General features: G+C 44.7%; 17 protein-coding genes and 1 other RNA gene. 10 read left to right on the top strand and 8 right to left on the bottom strand.

Going from position 1 to position 21261, the window contains the following annotated elements:
- The first annotated feature begins 82 nt into the window (after positions 1 to 82).
- Positions 83 to 1504, top strand: coding sequence for a dihydrolipoyl dehydrogenase (lpdA, locus tag JC525_RS02095; protein ID WP_198813984.1), 1422 nt, complete (start codon positions 83 to 85; stop codon positions 1502 to 1504).
- 91 nt (positions 1505 to 1595) lie between these two features.
- Here lpdA and JC525_RS02090 read toward each other — a convergent pair whose 3' ends face one another.
- Positions 1596 to 2678 carry a LysR family transcriptional regulator gene (locus JC525_RS02090; RefSeq protein ID WP_198813983.1) on the bottom strand — a complete coding sequence of 361 codons (1083 nt, stop codon included), beginning with the start codon at positions 2676 to 2678 and terminating at the stop codon, positions 1596 to 1598.
- 436 nt (positions 2679 to 3114) lie between these two features.
- On the opposite strand from JC525_RS02090, the gene JC525_RS02085 reads away from it, so the two are divergent.
- The 7 genes from JC525_RS02085 to JC525_RS02055 all read left to right on the top strand — a co-directional run bounded on the left by JC525_RS02085 (position 3115) and on the right by JC525_RS02055 (position 11698).
- Positions 3115 to 4401 (top strand): efflux RND transporter periplasmic adaptor subunit, encoded by a 1287-nt coding sequence (locus tag JC525_RS02085; protein WP_198813981.1) that lies wholly within the window; start codon positions 3115 to 3117, stop codon positions 4399 to 4401.
- Complete coding sequence (locus JC525_RS02080; protein ID WP_198813979.1) at positions 4401 to 7523, top strand: efflux RND transporter permease subunit; 3123 nt, start codon at positions 4401 to 4403, stop codon at positions 7521 to 7523. Before JC525_RS02085 ends, JC525_RS02080 begins: the two co-directional genes overlap by 1 nt.
- Positions 7524 to 7701: 178 nt before the next feature.
- A complete protein-coding gene (locus JC525_RS02075) occupies positions 7702 to 8412 on the top strand; it encodes an SIMPL domain-containing protein (protein WP_198813977.1) in 711 nt (236 codons plus the stop codon).
- Positions 8413 to 8659: 247 nt separating this feature from the next.
- On the top strand, positions 8660 to 8950 hold the full coding sequence (locus JC525_RS02070; RefSeq protein ID WP_198813975.1) for a DUF1289 domain-containing protein: 291 nt from the start codon (positions 8660 to 8662) through the stop codon (positions 8948 to 8950).
- A gap of 27 nt (positions 8951 to 8977) precedes the next feature.
- Positions 8978 to 9802 carry an HDOD domain-containing protein gene (locus JC525_RS02065; protein WP_198813973.1) on the top strand — a complete coding sequence of 275 codons (825 nt, stop codon included), beginning with the start codon at positions 8978 to 8980 and terminating at the stop codon, positions 9800 to 9802.
- A 134-nt stretch (positions 9803 to 9936) separates the two neighbouring features.
- The gene (locus JC525_RS02060) at positions 9937 to 10737 is read left to right on the top strand and encodes a DUF481 domain-containing protein (RefSeq protein WP_198813971.1); all 801 of its coding nucleotides are present in this window, start codon (positions 9937 to 9939) and stop codon (positions 10735 to 10737) included.
- Between the two features lie 214 nt (positions 10738 to 10951).
- Complete coding sequence (locus JC525_RS02055; protein WP_198813969.1) at positions 10952 to 11698, top strand: DUF481 domain-containing protein; 747 nt, start codon at positions 10952 to 10954, stop codon at positions 11696 to 11698.
- A 163-nt stretch (positions 11699 to 11861) separates the two neighbouring features.
- Here the strand turns inward: JC525_RS02055 and serA are convergent, their stop codons facing one another.
- From serA to ssrS, 7 genes are all read right to left on the bottom strand, one after another.
- Positions 11862 to 13091 carry a phosphoglycerate dehydrogenase gene (gene serA / locus JC525_RS02050; RefSeq protein WP_198813967.1) on the bottom strand — a complete coding sequence of 410 codons (1230 nt, stop codon included), beginning with the start codon at positions 13089 to 13091 and terminating at the stop codon, positions 11862 to 11864.
- 382 nt (positions 13092 to 13473) lie between these two features.
- A complete protein-coding gene (gene rpiA, locus JC525_RS02045) occupies positions 13474 to 14130 on the bottom strand; it encodes a ribose-5-phosphate isomerase RpiA (protein ID WP_198813965.1) in 657 nt (218 codons plus the stop codon).
- A gap of 90 nt (positions 14131 to 14220) precedes the next feature.
- Positions 14221 to 14859 (bottom strand): 5-formyltetrahydrofolate cyclo-ligase, encoded by a 639-nt coding sequence (locus JC525_RS02040; RefSeq protein ID WP_233094895.1) that lies wholly within the window; start codon positions 14857 to 14859, stop codon positions 14221 to 14223.
- A gap of 82 nt (positions 14860 to 14941) precedes the next feature.
- Positions 14942 to 16570 (bottom strand): hybrid sensor histidine kinase/response regulator, encoded by a 1629-nt coding sequence (locus tag JC525_RS02035; RefSeq protein WP_198813957.1) that lies wholly within the window; start codon positions 16568 to 16570, stop codon positions 14942 to 14944.
- Positions 16571 to 16630: 60 nt separating this feature from the next.
- Positions 16631 to 17572, bottom strand: coding sequence for a nucleoside hydrolase (locus JC525_RS02030; RefSeq protein WP_198813955.1), 942 nt, complete (start codon positions 17570 to 17572; stop codon positions 16631 to 16633).
- Positions 17573 to 17594: 22 nt separating this feature from the next.
- Positions 17595 to 18491 carry a ribokinase gene (locus JC525_RS02025; protein ID WP_198813953.1) on the bottom strand — a complete coding sequence of 299 codons (897 nt, stop codon included), beginning with the start codon at positions 18489 to 18491 and terminating at the stop codon, positions 17595 to 17597.
- 21 nt (positions 18492 to 18512) lie between these two features.
- Positions 18513 to 18695, bottom strand: a non-coding RNA gene (ssrS, locus tag JC525_RS02020) — 6S RNA.
- A gap of 534 nt (positions 18696 to 19229) precedes the next feature.
- Between ssrS and JC525_RS02015 the strand changes: the two genes are divergently transcribed.
- Entirely contained in the window at positions 19230 to 19796 is a 567-nt protein-coding gene (locus JC525_RS02015) for a UPF0149 family protein (protein WP_198813951.1), read from the top strand.
- An 83-nt stretch (positions 19797 to 19879) separates the two neighbouring features.
- Positions 19880 to 21193: a Xaa-Pro aminopeptidase gene (pepP, locus tag JC525_RS02010; RefSeq protein WP_198813949.1), complete on the top strand. Its 1314-nt coding sequence runs from the start codon at positions 19880 to 19882 to the stop codon at positions 21191 to 21193.
- Positions 21194 to 21261 lie beyond the last annotated feature (68 nt).

The raw sequence follows: 21261 nt of genomic DNA, 5'->3' as shown, positions 1-21261 counted from the left end.
TCAGCCTTTTTGACGGCATTTAGGTTATGCTATTACGCAAAAGTAATAGCATGACCCTACAAGAACAGGATTGAGGTTCACAATGAGCGAAATTAAAACGCAATTGGTGGTACTGGGCGGCGGCCCTGGCGGTTATTCAGCAGCATTCCGTGCGGCTGACTTAGGTATTGAAACGGTTATCGTAGACTCTCGCGACACCCTAGGTGGCGTTTGTCTTAACGTTGGCTGTATCCCTTCAAAAGCCCTTCTTCACGTTGCTAAAGTGATGAAAGAAGCGAAGCACCTTGCAAGTCACGGTGTATCGTTTGGCGAGCCTACCATCGATCTAGATAAAATCCGCGAGTACAAAGACGGCGTTGTTAAGCAGTTAACAAACGGCCTTAGCGGTATGTCTAAAATGCGTAAAACCAAGCATGTACAAGGCTTTGGTAAGTTCACAGGTACAAACACCCTAGAAGTAAAAAATGGTGACGACGTTACTACCATTACTTTTGAAAAAGCGATTATCGCTGCGGGCTCAGAGCCAGTAAGCCTACCGTTCATCCCTGAAGATGACCGCGTAATCGACTCAACTGGCGCACTGGAAATGAAAGACATTCCAGAGAAGATGCTAGTACTAGGCGGTGGTATCATCGGTCTAGAAATGGGTACTGTATATGAAGCACTAGGCTCAAAAATTGACGTGGTTGAATTCTTAGACCAGCTTATTCCAGCTGCTGACAAAGATATCATGAAAGTATTCATGAAAGACTACAAAGAAAAATTCAACATCATGCTTGAAACCAAAGTGACTGCGGTTGAAGCGAAGGATGACGGTTTGTACGTAACGTTTGAAGGCAAGAATGCACCTTCAGAGCAAGTGCGTTACGACAAAGTATTGGTTGCTGTTGGCCGTAAGCCAAACGGTAAGCTTGTTGGCGCAGACGCCGCTGGCGTTAATGTTGACGAGCGTGGCTTTATCAACGTTGATAAGCAAATGCGTACCAACGTTGACCACATCTTCGCAATCGGTGACCTGGTAGGCCAGCCAATGCTTGCCCACAAAGCCGTTCACGAAGGTCACGTTGCTGCAGAGGTTATTGCAGGGCAGAAGCACTACTTCGACCCACGTGGAATTCCTTCAGTTGCGTATACTGAGCCAGAAGTTGCTTGGGTTGGTGTTACTGAGAAAGAAGCGAAAGAGCAAGGTTTGAGCTACGAAACAGCGGTATTCCCGTGGGCTGCCTCTGGCCGTGCCATCGCATCTGATGCGACTAACGGTATGACCAAAATGATCTTCGACAAAGAAACAGGGCGCGTTATCGGTGGTGCAATGGTAGGTACCAACGCTGGCGAAATGCTTGGCGAAATTGGCCTAGCATTAGAAATGGGTGCTGACGCAGAAGATGTTGCACTTACAATCCACGCTCACCCAACGCTTAACGAGTCTATTGGTCTTGCGTCTGAAATCTTCGAAGGAAGCATTACTGACTTGCCAAACCCTAAAGCGAAGAAAAAGAAGTAAATTCGTTTCTTTCCATGAACTATAAAAAAACCGCTCATTGAGCGGTTTTTTATTATAGATTTGAATGCTTTAGAAGTATAAAGGAAACAGATTAAGCCGTTTCTTTTTCAACCACCACCTTGTCGAGTACTTGGTCTATTTCATCGTTGCCGGGTGTTGTTAAGTGAGCGGGCGTAAACCCTTCACAATCCATATTTCGTTCTTCCATAAAGCGTTTGACTGTATCTGCACAGTACGCTTTGCGACAACACTGAGAAAGCAGCATTTCGTGACGTTGTACCCGTTCGCGAATGAATTTGACGACTAAGCCTCGAAGCCATTGTAAACCGGCATCTTGGTCTTGACGTTTATGCCACATAACCGATAGCGGCGAACTAACTATTTCAATAGGGGTTTCAAATACGGCCAGTTCACCTGAGAAAATCTCTTTTTCCATTACGAGCGATGGTGCAACACATATCAAGTTACTTTCCCTAAGTAATTGCGCGGCGTTGTGAAATTGATTCACCGACATAGCTACACGACGCTTAAGGCCTAAATTTGCTAACACTTGATCAGTTGGGCCGGTTACGTCACCTGTTACCGAAACTAATAAATGATCAGCTGCCACAAAGTCTTCTAAACTAAGTTGAGACTTAGCTAATGGATGATCGGGGCGCATTACTACCACCCAGCTCGGGTCAAGCACATGCTCAGCGCGAATAACCGAGCCCGGCTCTTGGTATTTTGAAAAGGTGAGTTCGGCTTCGGCGTCCTTTAGGATCTTGTCCGTCTCCATGTCATAGTTCGGGATAGCGTGGATATTGATACCCGGCGCTTCGTTTTCGATAACTTTACGCAGCGGGCCCCATACCATAGAGACAATGCTGTCGGTGGCGGCAATACGAAAGGTACGTTTGGCTGTCGCTGGGTTAAAGTCGGTGGGGTTTACTGCAACCTCAAGCTCGCCCAATGGTCCTTGAATTTGGCTCCACAGATTTTTAGCAAATGAAGTAGGTTGAATACCGCGCCCGTCTTTCACGAATAGTTCATCGTTCCATGCAGTGCGCATACGCGAAAGCGCATTGGAAACGGCGGGCTGCGTCATTGATAGCCTATCTGCTGCACGGGTAATTGCCCCTTCAGTCATAATGGCATCAAAAATCATTAATAAATTTAAATCATGTGGACGCATCGTCGTCTCCAAATATCGTTTGCTCATTATATATAAGCTAAACGTTGTATAACGCTTGTGAGCAAGTCTCGTACTATGTCATTGCTTTCAAACAGCATGAAAATACTTGTGATAAGTACCTTTAATACCACTCGTTATTATTTAAAGTTCTGATATATAGGGGCTTATTTATTTAAATTAATAACTAGCGCAATGCTTACGTTAATAAATAACCGAACAAATACCATCTTAAGTTTACGCCCCTGAAACCTTGTTGTAACGCTGAGTTTTCCAGTGATTATCACTTCATTAACGCTTTCTGGGCGTTTTTTCAGTCTACATCAATATATAACATCATGTGATGTGTTGCATATGAAAAGATAATTATTTTTATTGTTTTGGGGTGTGCATAATGCGCGGCATCAAACTTTAGTTTAATTTTTTAGAGAATCTTGCAATGAAAACTTTTACCCGTTTATTGGCAATAGTAAGCCTAACTGCGCTAGTCGCTGCATGCGGTGACGAGCAGGATCCAGGTCAATCGATGAGCGCTGGCGCACATGCTGGTGTGCCTGTTGATGTGGCTACGGTTATCACCCAGCGTTTAACCGAGTGGGACAATTTTACTGGCCGCTTAGAGTCCCCTCATATTGTTGCACTTCGTCCACGGGTATCGGGTTACATCGACTTTGTTGCATTTGACGAAGGTGAATACGTCGAGCAAGGCCAAACCTTATTTCTAATTGATAACCGTACGTTTAAAGCGGAAGTCGACCGTTTAACCGCGCAGCTTGAAGAAGCGAAAAGCCGCGTTCAGCTTGCTGAACAGAACTATAATCGCGCGTTCAAACTTCGCAAAACGCAAGCGGTGTCTGAAGAAGTGCTAGACGCCCGTTTAGCAGAAAAGAATCAAGCATTAGCAAGTTTAAATCAAACACAAGCTGCCCTTGAAGTAGCGCGCCTAAATCGCGGTTTCGCGCGTGTTGAAGCGCCTATTTCAGGTCGTATATCTCGCGCGAACATCACTGAAGGTAACTTTGTTACCGCAGGTCAAACAGAACTTACTCGTATTGTTTCTACCGACCGTTTATATGCGTATTTCGATATTGATGAGCAGACTTACTTAAATTATTTAAGTGATAATTCAAACGGCAATAAAAAAGCATCAACTGCCGTTAGCGATCAACCCGTAGCTATGCGCCTTGCGAATGAATCGGATTATCAGCACTGGGGCCAAATAGACTTCATTGATAACCAAGTAAACGGTAGCACGGGTACCTTGCGCGTTCGCGCGGTATTTAACAACGAAGATGGCCGTTTAATTCCTGGCCTATTTGCACACCTTAAACTTGCAGGTGATACCGATGAACAGGGCATTCTTATTAAAGAAAAAGCCATTGGTACAGACCTTAACAACAAGTATGTATTGGTGGTTAACGACGAAAGTAAGGTTGAATATCGCGCGGTTAAGCTGGGTGACAAAGTGGGCAGCATGCGCATTATCACTAGCGGCCTAAATGCCAACGACACCATTGTAGTTGACGGCTTACAGCGTGTACGCCCAGGTGCACAGGTTGCCGCTAATGAAGTGCCAATGGGCGATGAAGATGCGCTTGCAAATTTATCTGACTGGCAGCAGCGCGTTGATAACGCATCACAAGTTACCCAAAACATGGCTCAGGTCGAAGATGTTTTATCTGGTGGTTCATTTGCCCCGGGTACAGCAACGGCAGGTCTTAAGTAATGAATATTTCGCAATTTTTCATTAGCCGTCCCATTTTTGCGGGCGTGCTTTCCCTACTTATATTCATTGGTGGTGCCATTGCCGTGTGGCAGCTACCGATTACCGAGTACCCAGAAGTCGTGCCGCCTACCGTGGTTGTCACGGCAAATTACCCGGGCGCTAACCCAGAGGTTATTGCTGAAACCGTCGCAACGCCATTAGAGCAAGAAATTAATGGTGTTGAAGACATGCTGTATATGTCGTCTCAGGCAACCAGCGATGGCCGCATGACCTTAACCATCACTTTCGCCATTGGGACAGATCCAGATGATGCAACAACGCTGGTACAGAACCGCGTTAACCGTGCTACACCACGCTTGCCGCAGGAAGTGCAGCGTTTAGGGGTGGTGACAGAAAAATCATCGCCAGATTTAACCATGGTGGTGCACTTAACGTCGCCCGATAATCGTTACGACATGTTATACCTGTCTAACTATGCCGACCAGTTTGTTAAAGATGAACTGGCGCGCATTAATGGGGTAGGGCAAGTGCGTTTATTCGGTGCGGGTGAATTCAGCATGCGTGTATGGCTAGACCCTAACAAGCTAGCGGCCCTTCAGCTAAACCCGGGGGACGTGGCAGCTGCTATTGCAGACCAAAACCAGCAGGCGGCGGCAGGTAGCTTAGGCGCACAGCCAACAGGCTCAAGCGAATTTCAGCTGTTAATTAACGTTCGGGGCCGTTTAAAAGACGAAGCAGAATTTGAAAATATTATCGTTAAGTCGGGCGAAAACGGCGAAATTACGCGCTTAAAAGACATTGCACGCATTGAACTAGGTGCAGATAACTACGCCTTGCGTTCGCTGTTAAATAATAACCCGGCAGCCGCCATTCCCATTTTCCAGGCACCGGGCTCTAACGCTATCCAGATATCAGATGATGTGCGAGCGCGCATGGCTGAACTGTCGAAAATGTTTCCTGATGGTTTGGAATACAACATCGTATACGACCCCACGGTATTTGTAAGAGGCTCAATCGAGGCAGTGGTTGATACCCTGTTTGAAGCCGTATTACTTGTTGTATTGGTAGTTGTGTTGTTTCTTCAAACATGGCGTGCGTCTATCATTCCGTTAGTTGCCGTGCCTATATCATTGGTAGGTACCTTTGCTTTTATGCAGCTAATGGGGTTCTCTCTTAATGCGTTGTCATTGTTCGGTTTGGTGCTGGCAATTGGTATCGTGGTAGATGATGCCATTGTGGTAGTGGAAAACGTAGAGCGCAACATTGCTGAAGGTAAGTCGCCCTTCGATGCAACCGTTCAGGCAATGAAAGAAGTAACTGGGCCCATTATAGCCACAACGCTAGTATTAGCCGCTGTTTTCATTCCTACGGCCTTTATGAGCGGTCTTACCGGACAGTTCTATAAACAGTTTGCACTTACTATCACTATATCTACATTTATATCGGCGATTAACTCGCTGACTCTTAGTCCTGCTCTGTCTGCGCTATTGCTTAAGCCTCACGGTAAAGCTAACGACTGGCTAACCCGCGGTATGGACAAAGTGTTTGGCCGTTTCGTGTTTACCCCTTTTAACCGCGTATTCGAGCGAGGCTCAAAAAAATACACCGGCGCTGTGGGTGGGTTAATTCGTAAGAGCGGTATTGTGGTGGTGTTATATGCGGGGCTTATTGCGCTTACGTATAACCAGTTTGCAACGACGCCTACAGGCTACGTTCCCGGCCAGGATAAGCAATATTTGGTAGCATTTGCGCAGTTACCTAATGCGGCAAGCTTAGATAGAACTGAAGAGGTAATTCGCGAAATGTCACGCATTGCCATGGAGCACCCTGGTGTATCTGACGCAGTGGCTTTCCCGGGGCTTAACATTAACGGTTTCACTAATAGTCCAAGCTCAGGTATTTTGTTTACCCCGCTTAAACCTTTTGGTGAACGTCAATCCCCCGAGTTGTCGGCGGGCGCGATTGCCGCAAAACTTAATCAGCAATTTGCTTCTATTAAAGGCGCGTATGTGGCTATCTTTCCACCTCCGCCAGTAATGGGGCTAGGTACCATTGGCGGCTTCCGTTTACAGGTAGAAGACAGAGGAAACTTGGGTTTTGAAGCGCTTGAGCGTGTTACCCAAGAGGTGATTGGCAAAGCGTGGGCACATCCTGCTCTAACCGGTTCATTCACCAGCTTTACCGTTGCCGTACCCCAGCTTGATGTAGATGTGGACCGCGAAAAAGCGGTAAGTCAGGGGGTGAACATTGATACCTTATTTACCACCCTCCAAGCATATTTAGGCTCGCTGTATGTAAACGATTTCAACCTGTTTGGCAGAACATACCAAGTTAATGTGCAGGCCGATGCCCAATATCGCCAAGAGATAGGGGATATTACTCAGTTTAAGATTAGAAACAGCCAAGGAGAGATGATCCCGCTGGGTTCTTTCTTAGACGTTCAACATAGTGCAGGGCCTGACCGCGTTATGCATTACAACGGCTATGTCACCGCTGAAATTAACGGTGCCCCAGCGCCTGGTTATTCGTCTGACCAAGCTAAAGCGGCGATAGAAGAAATTTTAGCGGACACCTTGCCACTGGGAATGACCTACGAATGGACTGAGTTAACCTATCAGCAAATATTAGCCGGTAACGCATCAGCCTTTGTTTTCCCGCTGGTGGTACTGTTAGTGTTCTTGGTGTTAGCCGCGCAGTATGAAAGCTTGCGTTTGCCATTAGCAATCATACTGATTGTGCCAATGACGCTGCTAAGTGCGCTTATAGGTGTGCAGATTTACGGTGGTGATAACAATATTTTCACCCAAATTGGCTTGATAGTATTGGTAGGGCTTGCCACTAAAAACGCCATACTCATTGTCGAGTTTGCCAAAGAGCTTCAAGACAGTGGTATGGATGCACTTTCAGCCATTAAAGAAGCGAGCCGCTTGCGTTTACGCCCAATCTTAATGACATCAATTGCGTTCATTATGGGGGTGTTGCCTATGGTAATTTCAACCGGTGCTGGTGCTGAGATGCGTCAAGCAATGGGTGTCGCCGTATTCTCAGGCATGATAGGCGTAACCTTCTTTGGCTTAATCCTTACCCCTGTATTTTACTATTTGCTAAAGCGCAAAGGTTAACTGTCCCGTCTACCCAAGCGTTGCCCCCTTAAGGGGCTCTTTAGGCCACTCATTTGAGTGGCCTTTTTTTTGCCACCATTGATCAGCTTTTATCTCGTTTTACATTACATAAATGCTTATATTTCTCTTTACCCTAGACGTTAAGTCATAAAAGCAAAGCAGATAAACGGAGATTCAAATGAAAATAGGAGCTGCAATAGTAATGGCATTAGGCATGGTAATAGCGGTGTCTTTACTTGGGGTTCAGGTATCCTCGGCCATGAACGATATGCAAACGTGGGACAGGGTAGTCACTGTGAAAGGGCTATCAGAGCGAGAGTACCTCGCTGACCAAGTCATTTGGCCTATTCAGTTCGTCGATGCCGGTAACGACTTACCTCAGCTTTATGAGCATATCGAGAAAAACAGCAAAAAGGTAGCTAGCTTTCTAGAAGATAAAGGTATTCCTATAGAAAGCATCACCATTGGTAAACCTGAAATTAACGATAAACTAGCCCAACAGTATGGAAGCAGTGAAAAGGCGCCGTTTCGCTATAGCGCCATTCAAACCGTTACTGTTTTCTCTGATGAGGTGGAAAAGGTACGCGAGCTGATGCAGCAAATTGGGGAGCTTATCAAGGCTGGCATTGTGCTATCAGAGCAAAGCTATCGCGCGCAGCCAGACTACGTATTTACTCGATTAAATGACGTTAAACCCGCTATGATAGAAGAGGCGACGTTAAATGCCCGTGAAGTCGCAGAAAAGTTTGCTAAAGATTCTAAAAGTGCCTTAGGGAAAATTAAGCGTGCTAACCAAGGGCAATTCAGTATCTCAAGTCGAGATAGTCATCATCCTCATATTAAGAAGGTTCGAGTCGTTTCCACCATTGAATACACGCTAGTAGACTAATATTCATGCTATGCTTTAAATACGAGCAGGGGGCAAACCTTTTTGCCGCGAAATGTGATGCTGATGCAGACGCGAAGTGAGCACGCTCTAGCCTTAAAGGTTGGGTAATAAACACCATGCGTATTCTGAATGTATTGTTTGCTCAATTTACTGCTAATGTCTACTGGTTAGATGCACGCTGATAAGGTTTAATTCGTGGTAGCGCCGCATCAAATAAAGCCTGTTATCAAGAGGTGGAACGTCTGAAATGACAGACCCAAAATCGCACGCTCAGCAACTGGAATTTTTTGAAATTCCTAGCCCTTGCATTGGTGTCTGTGAGTCTGGTCCTCGAGGTTTTTGTAAAGGGTGTTTTCGAAGCCGAGATGAGCGTCTCTATTGGCTCAAAGTAGATGACGCTACTAAACGGAAAATAATCAGCGCATGTGTGCGGCGTAAAAAAGCAGTACTGGCTAGGAAGCGTAAGGCTCAAGTAGAGCAAGGCGAAGTGGGGGAGCAACAGTATCCCTTATTCGATTCACCGCCAGAGATAATTTAAAAACGAAAAGAGACTGAGATTCAATAGATGTCGTTAGATAAGTATGTTGCCTTTGCCGCTAAATCATTTGCCTTGCCCGATATTTGCGTGCGGCTGCGGGCTACGCTGGACGACCCGCGCTCTAGTGCGCAGGATATAGGTCAACTTATCAGTGCAGACGCGTCGCTTACCGCTAAAGTACTTCGTTTGGCGAATAGCGCTTTGTTTCGTTTTCCGTCTCAGATTGAGACAGTGTCAAAAGCCATAAGCGTAATAGGTGGAGAAGCGCTTTACAACTTAGTTATGGCTGAAACAGCCACTACGGCTTTCAAGCACTTCGACAACATCCTTATTAAGCTAGATAAACATTGGTATACATCGGTTTATTGCGGGATGATCGCTAAGAGTCTTGCAATGCGTCTTAATGTTCGCGGTGCAGAACGTTTCTTTGTTATGGGTATTCTTCAAAACTTAAGCGAATTGGTAGTGGCAAAGAAAGAGCCTCAGCGTTACTACAATTATCAGAATGCTGAAAAGGGAGAATTACCGCAAATTGACCAGTTAACACATTTCGGTTTTACGTTTGCTCAATGCAGCGGTATCATACTCGAAAATTGGCACTTACCTATTGGCTTGTATTACCCCGTGTCCTTCATGAATGATGAGGCAAAATACGCGTCTGACGTTGATGTTTGTGTGCTGGCATTGGCTAATCGAATAACGTTTAGTCAGCTAGATAAAGAAAATTACGCAAACATTGAACTTTTTACGCCAGAAATAGCCAATACGTTAAGTCTCGACATGGAAGTGATAAGTAATTCAATTGAGTACGCTGAGCAAGAAACAGCAAAAATTGCTTCACTTATTCACTGAGCTTTAAAACACTAAAACTCCGTTACTTTATTTACATACTGCAAGAACGTTGAAAGCTCTCCAGAGGATTGGAATAACAAGCGTCGTTTTAAGACGTAATCTAATAACTATAAAAGCTTAACGTAAATCAGATTATGTTCACGAAAATCCTGCCAAGCATTGCTATTGCTTTTGTCTGCCTAAGCGTGTGCGCTTCGGTAAAAGCTAGAGATCTTATCGAAACCCTTTATCACGCCGACTTCACTCCCGACACTGACGATGAAATTCCTCGCTTTACCCTTGATGGGGAGCTTGGTGTATTGGTTAACACCGGTAATACATCAGCTGCTAGTGTGAAAGCTGCGGTAAATGCTGATCATGAGACTGAAGACTGGAGCAGTATTTACCTTGCCGAATTGCTGTACAAGGAAAGCGGCACAGCGAATACGCAGCGTGACATCAGTGCTCAGCGATTTTATACCAGTGCCCAATTCGATTATAAACTTCTGAAGCCCGGTCGCCGCCTTTTCATGTATGGCGATTTTGAAGATGACAAATTTACCGGTTATGACCATCGCGCTTCACTGGCAGCGGGGTGGTCGCAGCGCGTTTGGCGCAACGAAGACAGTGAATTTCGCTACAGCGTGGGTCCGGGGTACACATTTATTGAGGCCGAAGAAGAGAACGATAGTCTTGTAAATGATGGCATTATTGTGCGCGCTTCAGCGGAATACAAATACCACTGGAGCTCGGGAGCAAAACTAAGGCAGTTTGTGAGCACTGAAGCTGGAGAAGAAAATACTAAGTCGCGCTCTGAAACATCGCTATCCGCAAACGTCTTCGGTTCATTAGCGATGAAATTGTCATTTATTTTAAGTCACGAAACTGACACACCAGAAGATGTAGCCGCGCTCAGCACGGAAACATCTGTAGCCCTCGTTTACCAGTTTTTTTAATCAATTAGTGTAAATTCCCCTAGCGAAACGGACTTTTTATCTTTTCCGCATTGACTAGGAAAGTTGAAAATGTAAACTGCGCACCACATACACAGTGGTAGCTGCTACTTTGCAATGCCCTCTAATAGACTACGTTAAGATTCGCGTTGTACCGCCTTGCAGTACCAAAGGTTTCGTGTACGACAAATGGACCGATAATCAATAGGATTGTTCAATGAAAAAGCAAGTGCTCGCATCTTTAATTGCAGTTTCTCTTTCTCCAGCCGTTTTTGCTCAAGATGATGAAGTTAAGCCTTTTACTATGGAAGGTGAATTGGGCTTCATATCAACTTCAGGTAATACTGAAACCACGTCAATCAGTGCAGGTATTCAAGCCCATCAGGAGCTTGAAAATTGGAGTAACGATTACATTCTTAAAGGTCTTTACAAGCAAGAGACAGTAGAAGGTGATGATGGAGAAGATATTGAATTCACGTCAGCACAAAAGTTCTTCGGTTCAGCACAGGGTAACTACAAGTTAGAAAACCCAGATAATCGTTTATTCGGCTTTGCATCATACGAAGACGACCGCTTCAGTAACTTTAACTACCAATCGACCATCGCAGCTGGTTGGAACCAAAAGGTACTAGAGAATAAGCGCCACACTCTTGAATATTCAATCGGTCCTGGTTACTCGTTTATTGAAACGCAAGACGGGGAAAATCTGGATAGCGTTATTGTTCGTGCATCATCAGCCTATTCGTGGAAAATTTCAGACACCGCTAAGTTCACACAAACAGTGAGCACGGAAGTGGGTTCTGATAATACTAAATCCCGTGCTGAATCGGCGCTTACCGCGACGATTAGCGGCAACCTGTCTATGCGTTTGTCTTTCAAACTTGATCACAACACTAACGTTGAAGACGATATCGAGAAGCTAGATACAGAAACAGCCGTTAGCCTAGTTTACAACTTCTTCTAAAAAAGCGTTGAAAAACATTTAGGCAGTTTGAAATAGGCGGTCTTTTTCAGTCTTTAACCTGAACAATGTGTCTATAAACAAAAACGCTGCAATCTTGCAGCGTTTTTGTTTTTAAAAGCCACCTCAACATAGATGACCTATCATGGTATTGAAGGTATCGCTTCTAGTGAAGGATACGGGTTTTGATTGTACCGTCGATTTGTTGTAATTCAGCGAGGGCTTCATAACCACGGTCTTCTTTAACGTCAACAACTACGTAGCCGATTTCTGAATTGGTTTGAAGGTACTGGGCTTCAATGTTTATGCCTTTCTCTGCAAATGCTCGGTTAATTTGAGTAAGGATACCAGGCTGATTTTTGTGAACATGAAGCAGGCGTGAACGGCCTGTATGTTCAGGTAATGACACTTCAGGGAAGTTAACCGCCGACAGCGTAGAGCCATTGTCGCTGTATTTCGCCAGTTTACCAGCAACTTCGATACCGATGTTTTCTTGCGCTTCCTGTGTGCTTCCACCTACGTGAGGGGTTAGAATGACGTTATCGAACGCACGAAGTGGCGATTCAAACTCTTCTGTATTCGATTTCGGCTCAACAGGGAATACGTCAATTGCCGCGCCGTTAAGTTGACCGCTTTCCAGTGCCTTTGCAAGCGCGTCAATATCAACCACAGTACCACGGGATGCATTAATAAGAATGCTGCCTTTTTTCATTTGTGACAGCTCTTTTTCCCCAATCATGTCTTGAGTTTGAGGGGTTTCAGGAACATGCAGCGATACAACGTCAGACGTGTTAAGTAGCTTTTCCAGTGACTTCACTTGTGCCGAGTTACCTAATACAAGTTTGTCTTCAATATCGAAGAATTGAACTCGCATGCCAAGGTGTTCAGCAAGAATACTAAGCTGTGTTCCAATGTGGCCATAACCAATGATACCTAATGTTTTACCACGCGCTTCATACGAGCCAACGGCTGTTTTTTCCCATTCTCCACGGTGTGCTTTCGCGTTTTTGCTTGGTACTTGGCGAAGTAGAAGAATAATTTGTCCAAGCACTAATTCTGCGACTGAACGTGTATTTGAGAATGGCGCATTAAATACGGGAATACCGCGGCGCTGTGTCGCTTCAAGATCAACCTGGTTTGTGCCAATACAGAAACAGCCGATAGCCACTAACTTTTGCGCTGCATCAACCACTTTCTCTGTGATTTGCGTGCGCGAGCGAATACCAACAAAGTGAGCGTCTTTGATTTTCTCGATTAACTCGTCTTCTGGAAGAGAGGTCTTGAGAAATTCAATGTTGCTATACCCATTGCTTTGAAGTGTTTCCAAAGCACTCTGGTGAACACCTTCTAACAACAAAATTCGGATCTTATCCTTCTCTAATGAAACTTTGCTCATGAACTCGCTATCTCTCACTGATGTAATTTGGTTTACTTGAATCACTAAAACACATGCTTCAGACGTGCGGTAAAGGCTTTTAACGGTATTACAGCTTAGCTATTGCTAGCTAACGTATCAAAGCTGTTTTTAGTCTGAAATGTAGCGCTACCATGCTTTTAATCCCGTCGGTTTTGTTTTTCGTCGAAGCTAAAGGCTTCGACGAACTAGAATACCTACTTTCTTTAAAAGACATCTAGACGTCTAAACGGAAATTAACAGAAAACGTATCAAGTTAAAAGCAGTTTTTGTTTAGCTTTTCACCGCAGGTGTTGCACATACGCAAAAAAAGTAATTATTTGCACCACCTGCATAGAAGTCTCTTGCTTATTTCCAATATTGATTACTTAAACGTTTCGACGCCACTTTCCGTTGCGCTAAGCACGATGTCCGCACCGCGCAGGGCAAAAATTCCGTTAGTTACTACGCCTGGAATGTTATTAATCTGCTGCTCTAGTTCTCGCGGATTAAGGATCTCAAGGTTATGCACGTCTAAAATAACGTTACCGTTATCGGTAACAACGCCTTGACGATACTCAGGGTCTCCACCAAGTTTGACCAACTCGCGCGCCACAAAAGAGCGAGCCATCGGAATAACCTCAACTGGAAGCGGAAAGGAACCCAGTACTGGTACACGCTTACTTTCATCAACAATACAGACAAACGTAGTGGCGGCACCTGCAACAATTTTTTCCCGAGTGAGTGCGGCCCCTCCGCCTTTGATCATATGCTTGTGTTCGGTAACTTCATCTGCCCCGTCGATATAAACAGATAAGTTACTTACTTCATTAAGTTCAAATACTTCAATACCAAGCGCCTTCAAACGTTCCGTTGAGGCCTCCGAGCTTGAAACTGCACCTTCAATTTTATGCTTTATCTTGCCTAGTTCTTCAATGAAGAAGTTGACGGTAGAACCTGTACCCACACCCACTATGCTGTCAGACTCAACATAGTCGATGGCTGCTTTGGCTACGGCTTGTTTCTTTGCGTTCTGATCCATGATCATTCTCCGACTTATCGTTTTTTGCAGTGTAACGTATATAGGCATACGCTCCCACATATAAGTCATCACATTTTGATATCGTGAGTATTATGCGTTGTCGAAAAGTAGTGTCCTGGTAGGCGTAACGATGGCATCTAACGGGACGTCCCAGGGCGCAATAGGTAGTGAGTTGACCTCTTGAATATCGTGAGCAATTCCGACAAGTTTCGGTTTATTAGATACAAGCTGGTCGTAAGAGTGACTTGTGGTTTGGGTAAACGCTAGTGTTCTGTCATAGTAACCGCCTCCCATGCCTAAGCGATTTCCCTTAGTATCGAATCCAACCAATGGCATGAGAATAACGTCGCATTGTGAAGTCGGAAGTACATTCTGGCAGGATAACGCAGGCTCTTCGATATTGTATTTATTCCTCACTAATCTTGTATGGCGGGAATAAAAAAGAAAGAGCAGATGGCCTTTGCGAACGGGGTGGAGCACAGGCAGCGCAAATTGTTTTGACGGGTTGTTTTGCCATTGCGAATCAATATAGGGTTTAAGGTTTACTTCTCCGTCGTTAACCAAATAGCCGGCAACGTTACGAGCTCGGTCTAATAGAGACAACGAATTTAGCTGCACCGCCATACTGCGTGCAGCCTCTTCTTGTTGAACTGCGCTTAACGCGCGACGCGCTTCTCGAAGCTCTTTTCTTAAGACGGCGCGCGAATTCATTACTTTTTCTGAAACCATGGTTTAACCGTAGCTCAATATTTAACTATGGGTTGCATACAGCAAGCATAACTATGGTAGCTGTGCTATCGACGCTGTCATTTTATTGTTCTTCTTTTGCTAGAAAGTGATTGAGTACTCGCATCAGTTCACTGCTATTAATAGGCTTGGTCAGCACATCATCCAAGCCTTTTTCCCGCAGAGAGGCGGGCTTTGTAATAATATCTGCGGTTAAGGCAACGACTGGAAGTTCAGGCTTTAATCTTTTTATTTGAGCTGTCGCTTCATCACCTTGAATACCGGGTAAATTCAAGTCCATTAGCACGAGGTCAACGTGGTACGACTTGGCATATTCAACGCCTTCCTCACCCGTATTCACAATTGAACATTGAACGCCTAATTTTTCAAAAAGCGTTTGAATTACCACTTGGTTGATATAGTGGTCCTCAACCACCAGTACGCTAGCTGCTTTATCAATATCTATTTGCGCCACGAGACTTTGTGGAGTGTATTTAGAAAACTGGCAAGCATCAAGGGAGTCAGCAGGTATTGATACACTAACGCGAGTGCCCGTATCTAACTTACTGCTAACCTTAATTGAGCCGTCCATTAACTCGATAAGGCGCTTTGATATATTAAGACCTAAACCCGTCCCGCTTATCTTGAGAGCATTTTGCATTCGCTCAAAGGGAGTGAATAGACGCTTCTGGTCGTCTTCACTCATTCCAATACCCTGATCAATCACGTTAAAAATCAATTTACCGTTTTTGTATTTCACCTGCGCTTTTACAGATTTATCCTTTGCCGTAAATTTTATTGCGTTAGACAGGATGTTCAACGCAACTTGACCAAACTTGGTATCATCAAAAAATAAAGTATCGGGAGTCGCTGTGTCTATTGAGGTGTTAAAAACGACCCCGCTTTCTTCAGCGCGAATTTTAGTCAGCGAAAACAAGTGAGTGAAAAAGTCGTTCAAGTTGACTGCCCGCGGCATTACCCGCATTTTGCCCGCTTCAATCTGATTAATATCTAAAACAGAATTTACAATTTCCAGAAGCCTTTCACCGCTTTGCGCTACGTGTGATAAAGGCGTTTGGAAGGTGCTAGGTAAATTAAGTTTGCTTGCTTCGCTTTCAAGTAACTGGCTGAATGTATTGATAGCGTTGAGCGGTGTTCTAATTTCGTGACTTATGTAGGACAAGAAATCAGACTTAAATTGGCTGGTTCGCTCGAGCTCTCTGTTTTTACGCTTAAGCTCAAGGTGTGCTACCACCGACTTACTTAAGGTTTGTAGTGAGTCTTTTTGGGCATCGGTTAGTTGGCGAGGTCTCTTGTCTATTGCACATAATGTCCCTATAGCATGTCCTGACGGCGTGATGAGCGGGGCTCCGGCATAAAAGCGTATATCTGGCGCGCCAGTAACTAAGGGGTTATCGTGAAATCTTGGATCAAGGGTGGCATTTGGAATTTCAAACACGTCTTTTTGCAAAATAGCATGGGAACAAAACGCTATTTCTCTTGACGTTTCTTCGGCATCAAGGCCCACCCTCGATTTAAACCACTGTCTATTTGGGTCGATTAAGCTGATAAGGGCGATAGGAGTTTCACATATCTGTGAGGCAAGCGCGGTTAATTCATCGAACAATATTTCGGCTTCAGTGTCGAGGACATCGTAGCTTAATAGCTCCGCTAAACGTTCATCTTCGTTTTTGGGGAGTGGCGCCACTTCCATAGAGATTTTACCTAACGCTTAAATAAAAAGGGATTGTATATAAACAATCCCTTAAAGATATCATAGAGCATAGGTATCTATGAATAATTGTTCCAATTTTTGATGGTCAACTTTAGTTGCAACTTTGATGGTATTTGCCTCATTCCACAGCGGGCTAGGCGTCGTTCCTTTTGGAGCCACAACGGTTTGCCCTCTATCTAGCGTGCCTGTACCAACGCGAACATGACCTTCTGTCAGTTCAAACAGCTCAGGGTGACGAAGATGTGCGATAGGGAATGCATCATGGAAGAAACAAACGCGGTCTTCACGGTTCTGTGAGTAGAAGTCCATGTAGAACTGTGCACTTTCTTTAACAAACCCACCAAGGGTATTGTTTTTATCTTCAAGTTTTTCTACGAACTCAGGTGAGAAAGGCGTGAAATTAGTCACATCCAAACCGAACATGGTCAGTTCCCAGTCTGCAGCAAATACGATTTCAGCAGCGTTTGCGTCGTTCCAAATATTGGCTTCAGCAACAGGGGTGACGTTGCCAGGTACAAATGCGGCGCCGCCCATGATACTGACGCCTTTCACTAACTTCGGCAGCTCAGGTTCAAGACGCAAAGCAAGGGCTAAGTTGCCAAGTGGTCCTATAGCTACAATAGTAATCTCGCCCGGATACTTACGGACCATATCCACGATGAATTGGGCTGAACTGCGAGGGTCTAGCTCAGTTTTAGGCGCTTCAGGCTTAATATGACCAAATCCGTACTCACCGTGTACGAAGTGAGCGTACGTAGATTCTGGACCTACCCATGGCATGCCAACACCTTTTGTGACAGGAATGTCCTTGCCGGCAATTTCACAGAGAGTTAGCGCGTTTTGTGCCGCCATAGTGACTGGAACGTTACCAAAAACAGTGGTTAACCCTAAAACTTCGATATCTGGTGATTGGAATGCGAAAAATATCGCCATCGCATCATCAATGCCCGGATCTGTATCTAATATGATTTTATGTGTCATCAAATTATCTCAATGCGTCTTGCTAATTGGCGTGTTTCGCTAAGAAACGATCCACTTCTTTTTGTGTTGGAATACTTTGCGCAGCACCTTCTCTCGTTACTGCAATTGCCGAAGCGGCGCAGCCACGGCGTAATGCTTGCTTTGCATCAGTGTGATTGCAATAGGCTGAAAGGAAATAACCAATAAAGGTGTCACCCGCTGCGGTAGTGTCTACAGCGTCAACAGAGAACGCTTTAACTTCAATTACGTCGCTTTTACGAAGCATCATAACGCCCGCTTTTCCTAACGTAATGATCACTTCGCAATGTGACCACTGTTCTTTGAACACTGTCACAATATCTTCAAGTTCTTCTTTACCGGTAATCGCAGCAGCTTCTGTTTCATTTACAATAAGTAAATCCACGCAGTCGAGTGGAAGTTGTTTCACTGACTCGCTCATAGGAGCAGGGTTAAAAGCCACTTTAAGTTGCTTGTCTTTAGCCTGACGAAGCACTTCTTCAATACTACTCGTTTCGTTTTGAGTCAGCACCCAGTCCGAAGGACGTGTGTCATCTAGCGCTTGCATAACCGTATTTGCAGTGATGGTTTGGTTTGCACCACCAAAAAGTACAATGGCATTCTCGCCGCTAGGGGTAACTTGAATAATTGCGTGGCCGGATGGAACTTCAGAACACTTAACGCCACGACAATCCACACCTTTTTTAATAAGTGTTTGTTTAAATGAGGCGTCGTTTTCGTGAATGCTGCCGACGTGTCGAACGTCTGCACCTGCTTGCGCTAAAGCTATAGACTGGTTTGCACCCTTTCCACCTAGTAGCGTTTGGTAGTGGGTAGAAGCCAACGTTTCGCCAGGTTGAACAAAGTGATCTACCTGATAAACGTGGTCAATATTTATAGAGCCAAAATTTATTATTGCCATTTCTTCTTCCGTCGAAAGAGGGCGCTTCCCAGAATGCCGCGTGTCCATTTTCGCCCGTGAACCGAAAAGTTCAGGGCGGAAGTATCACAATTGCCGTAGGCTTCTCGATACACGTCGAGCTTGCACAATAGCAGCTGTTTCAACTTCCTTGGTTTAAAGCATCGGCCAGGGACATGAATGAACTAGCAAACATCCCAGGAAACATTGTTGTTGTATTAACGCAACAGGGTATATCAAACGCGAGATCCAGTGAATAGGATCACCTAAAGCGCTTTATAACTATTTTGCGTGGTGATTATAAAAGCGGTAAAAAAATATTACTTTTCTTGACCAATTGGTCAGCAATTATACACGCATATTAGTTAAGCTCAATAATAACCAAACAGCTAATTCAGGAAGTAACAGACTAAAGAACAGTTTGAAATGCTGTTGCGAAAGGAAATCCTTATCCAACGAGTCTGATCTTAGATGAAATCATTCAGTGTTGCTACCCATAACGCTTTAAATTTTGATAAACAGCCATAATTCAAGCCCGTTTGAACAGAGAATGAACAGCGTTTTTTCCTGTTGTACAACGCATATACGTCGTTTTGAAAACACGGCCATCGCATGACATCAACATTGCCAAAGTTAGGCTTTATCCATTGATTTTTGCTAGTATTATCTCCACCAAGAGATATCGGCCACGTAAAAAATGGTGCGTTAATCTCAACTCATTTAAAACGAAGAGAAAGAACCGTGGAAAAACAGCTCGATTATGACAGCGTAAGTAATAAATTGACTCAGCAAGGCATTATAGTAGACGGTGCAGAAGTCCATGGCATTTTGTGCGGCATGCTTTGTGGCGGTATGTCACTTACTGACCAAAAATGGCAAGAAGCGTTGAGCGAAACCATCAATCAAGGGGAACGCTTCGACGACCAAACTGAGCATCTTTTGAATACGCTCTTTAATCAAACCTGCCAGCAGTTGCTTGAGCCAGAGTTTTCACTGAGTTTATTGCTTCCTGAAGACCAAGCGCCGATTAATGACCGTGGTGCGGCTCTTATCAATTGGGTTCAAGGTTTTATGTTAGGGTTTGGGCTTCATCAACAAGATTTGATGCAGTGTTCAGAAGACGTTAAAGAAGCCCTCGAAGATTTCTCAGATATCTCTCGCATGGAAGAGCCTATGGACGCTGATGAAGAGTCGGAAAAGGCGTTGCTTGAAGTGGAAGAGTACGTAAAGATTTCTGCTATTTTGTGCTTTAGCGAACTGGGCCAATCACTTTTAGATGATCAACAAGACACGCCGTCCGTACACTAGTAATTAATATTAGTAAAAAGTAGCGGTTTAATTAGTTACTTAGTTCAAGTTATTCAAGTCACTTACTCAGGATTTTCTCGTTTATGATTAGTGCGCAAGAGTTTATTGCCAGACAGGATAGGCTACTGGCTCAGTGTGAACCAAACAGTGTCTGTATTGTTCCGGCAGCAGGATTAGTCACACGTAGTCGAGATACCGAGTATACCTTCAGGCAAGACAGCGATTTTTGGTATTTAACCGGGTTTGAAGAGCCAAATGCATGGCTTATATTGTCTAATCATTCACGCTATGGTGAAAGCTATCGAGCGATGGTGGTGCAAGACAAAGACAAAAGCGCAGAAATTTGGCAAGGCAAGCGCCTTGGGGCTGAAGCGGCATTGTCTCGTTTTAGTTTAGATGAAGCCTTTGAACATCAAGAGCTTGAGGAGGCGTTGTTGGCGTCTATGCAAGGACAAGACAACCTTTATTTCGGGTTGGGCCACAATGAAGCCCATGATAAGTTAATCACCGAGGCGTTAAATACCCTTCGATATGCGCCTAAAGAGTCTCTTGCGCCACGAGCAATACATGACTTTCGTCCAATCTTGCACGAAATGCGCTTGTTTAAATCAGCCTGTGAAGTTGCCGTAATGAAGGCGGCGGGAGAAATTACCGCTCGTGCTCATAAGCGTGCAATGCAGTTTGCAGCGCCGGGCTGTTTTGAATACCAACTAGAAGCAGAAATCCACCATGAGTTCGCGATGGCCGGCGCACGTTCACCCGCCTATAGCACTATCGTGGGTAGCGGCGAAAACGCTTGTGTTTTACATTACATCCAAAACAATGCGCAGATAAATGATGGGGATTTGATCTTGATCGATGCTGGCGCAGAGTATCAAGGCTATGCTGCTGATATAACTCGTACTTTTCCGGCGAATGGAAAGTTTAGCCATGCTCAACGCGAAATCTACAGCCTTGTACTAAAAGCGCAAAAAAGTGTGTTGGATATGCTTGCGCCAGGCGTAACGCTTTCTGAAGCAATGTTACACAGCGCTGAGATTATTACACAGGGTTTAGTTGACCTGGGCATACTAAAAGGTAGCGTGGCAGATAACCTTGAGAACGAAAGCTGGCGACAATTTTACATGCATGGTTTGGGACATTTCCTAGGGCTCGATGTGCATGACGTGGGTAACTATAAAATTGAAGGTGAAGACCGTCCGTTGAAACCGGGTATGGTCATTACCGTTGAGCCAGGCATTTACATAAGCAAAGACAGCGATGCGCCAGATAAATATAAGGGTATTGGTATTCGCATTGAAGACGATGTGGTTATCACCGCCACGGGCGTGGATGTGCTTACCTCAGATGTGCCTAAAGAAATTGAGGATATCGAAGCTTTCATGGCAAAAAGCTGAACGCATACGCAGTAAAACAACACATACGCAAAATACAAATAACCAAAAAACTGGGCGGCAGGATAAAA

Origin of the sequence: Alteromonas sp. IB21 (assembly GCF_016405965.1) — a bacterium.
Classification (GTDB): Bacteria; Pseudomonadota; Gammaproteobacteria; order Enterobacterales; family Alteromonadaceae; genus Alteromonas.
The sequence above is the reverse complement of the archived record's forward strand: the minus strand, read 5'-3'. Positions and strand labels throughout refer to the sequence as shown.

Coding starts and splice junctions, on each gene's coding strand:
- lpdA (WP_198813984.1), top strand. CDS start 83: ATGAGCGAAATTAAAACGCAATTGGTGGTACTGGGCGGCGGCCCTGGC.
- JC525_RS02090 (WP_198813983.1), bottom strand. CDS start 2,678: ATGCGTCCACATGATTTAAATTTATTAATGATTTTTGATGCCATTATG.
- JC525_RS02085 (WP_198813981.1), top strand. CDS start 3,115: ATGAAAACTTTTACCCGTTTATTGGCAATAGTAAGCCTAACTGCGCTA.
- JC525_RS02080 (WP_198813979.1), top strand. CDS start 4,401: ATGAATATTTCGCAATTTTTCATTAGCCGTCCCATTTTTGCGGGCGTG.
- JC525_RS02075 (WP_198813977.1), top strand. CDS start 7,702: ATGAAAATAGGAGCTGCAATAGTAATGGCATTAGGCATGGTAATAGCG.
- JC525_RS02070 (WP_198813975.1), top strand. CDS start 8,660: ATGACAGACCCAAAATCGCACGCTCAGCAACTGGAATTTTTTGAAATT.
- JC525_RS02065 (WP_198813973.1), top strand. CDS start 8,978: ATGTCGTTAGATAAGTATGTTGCCTTTGCCGCTAAATCATTTGCCTTG.
- JC525_RS02060 (WP_198813971.1), top strand. CDS start 9,937: ATGTTCACGAAAATCCTGCCAAGCATTGCTATTGCTTTTGTCTGCCTA.
- JC525_RS02055 (WP_198813969.1), top strand. CDS start 10,952: ATGAAAAAGCAAGTGCTCGCATCTTTAATTGCAGTTTCTCTTTCTCCA.
- serA (WP_198813967.1), bottom strand. CDS start 13,091: ATGAGCAAAGTTTCATTAGAGAAGGATAAGATCCGAATTTTGTTGTTA.
- rpiA (WP_198813965.1), bottom strand. CDS start 14,130: ATGGATCAGAACGCAAAGAAACAAGCCGTAGCCAAAGCAGCCATCGAC.
- JC525_RS02040 (WP_233094895.1), bottom strand. CDS start 14,859: ATGGTTTCAGAAAAAGTAATGAATTCGCGCGCCGTCTTAAGAAAAGAG.
- JC525_RS02035 (WP_198813957.1), bottom strand. CDS start 16,570: ATGGAAGTGGCGCCACTCCCCAAAAACGAAGATGAACGTTTAGCGGAG.
- JC525_RS02030 (WP_198813955.1), bottom strand. CDS start 17,572: ATGACACATAAAATCATATTAGATACAGATCCGGGCATTGATGATGCG.
- JC525_RS02025 (WP_198813953.1), bottom strand. CDS start 18,491: ATGGCAATAATAAATTTTGGCTCTATAAATATTGACCACGTTTATCAG.
- pepP (WP_198813949.1), top strand. CDS start 19,880: ATGATTAGTGCGCAAGAGTTTATTGCCAGACAGGATAGGCTACTGGCT.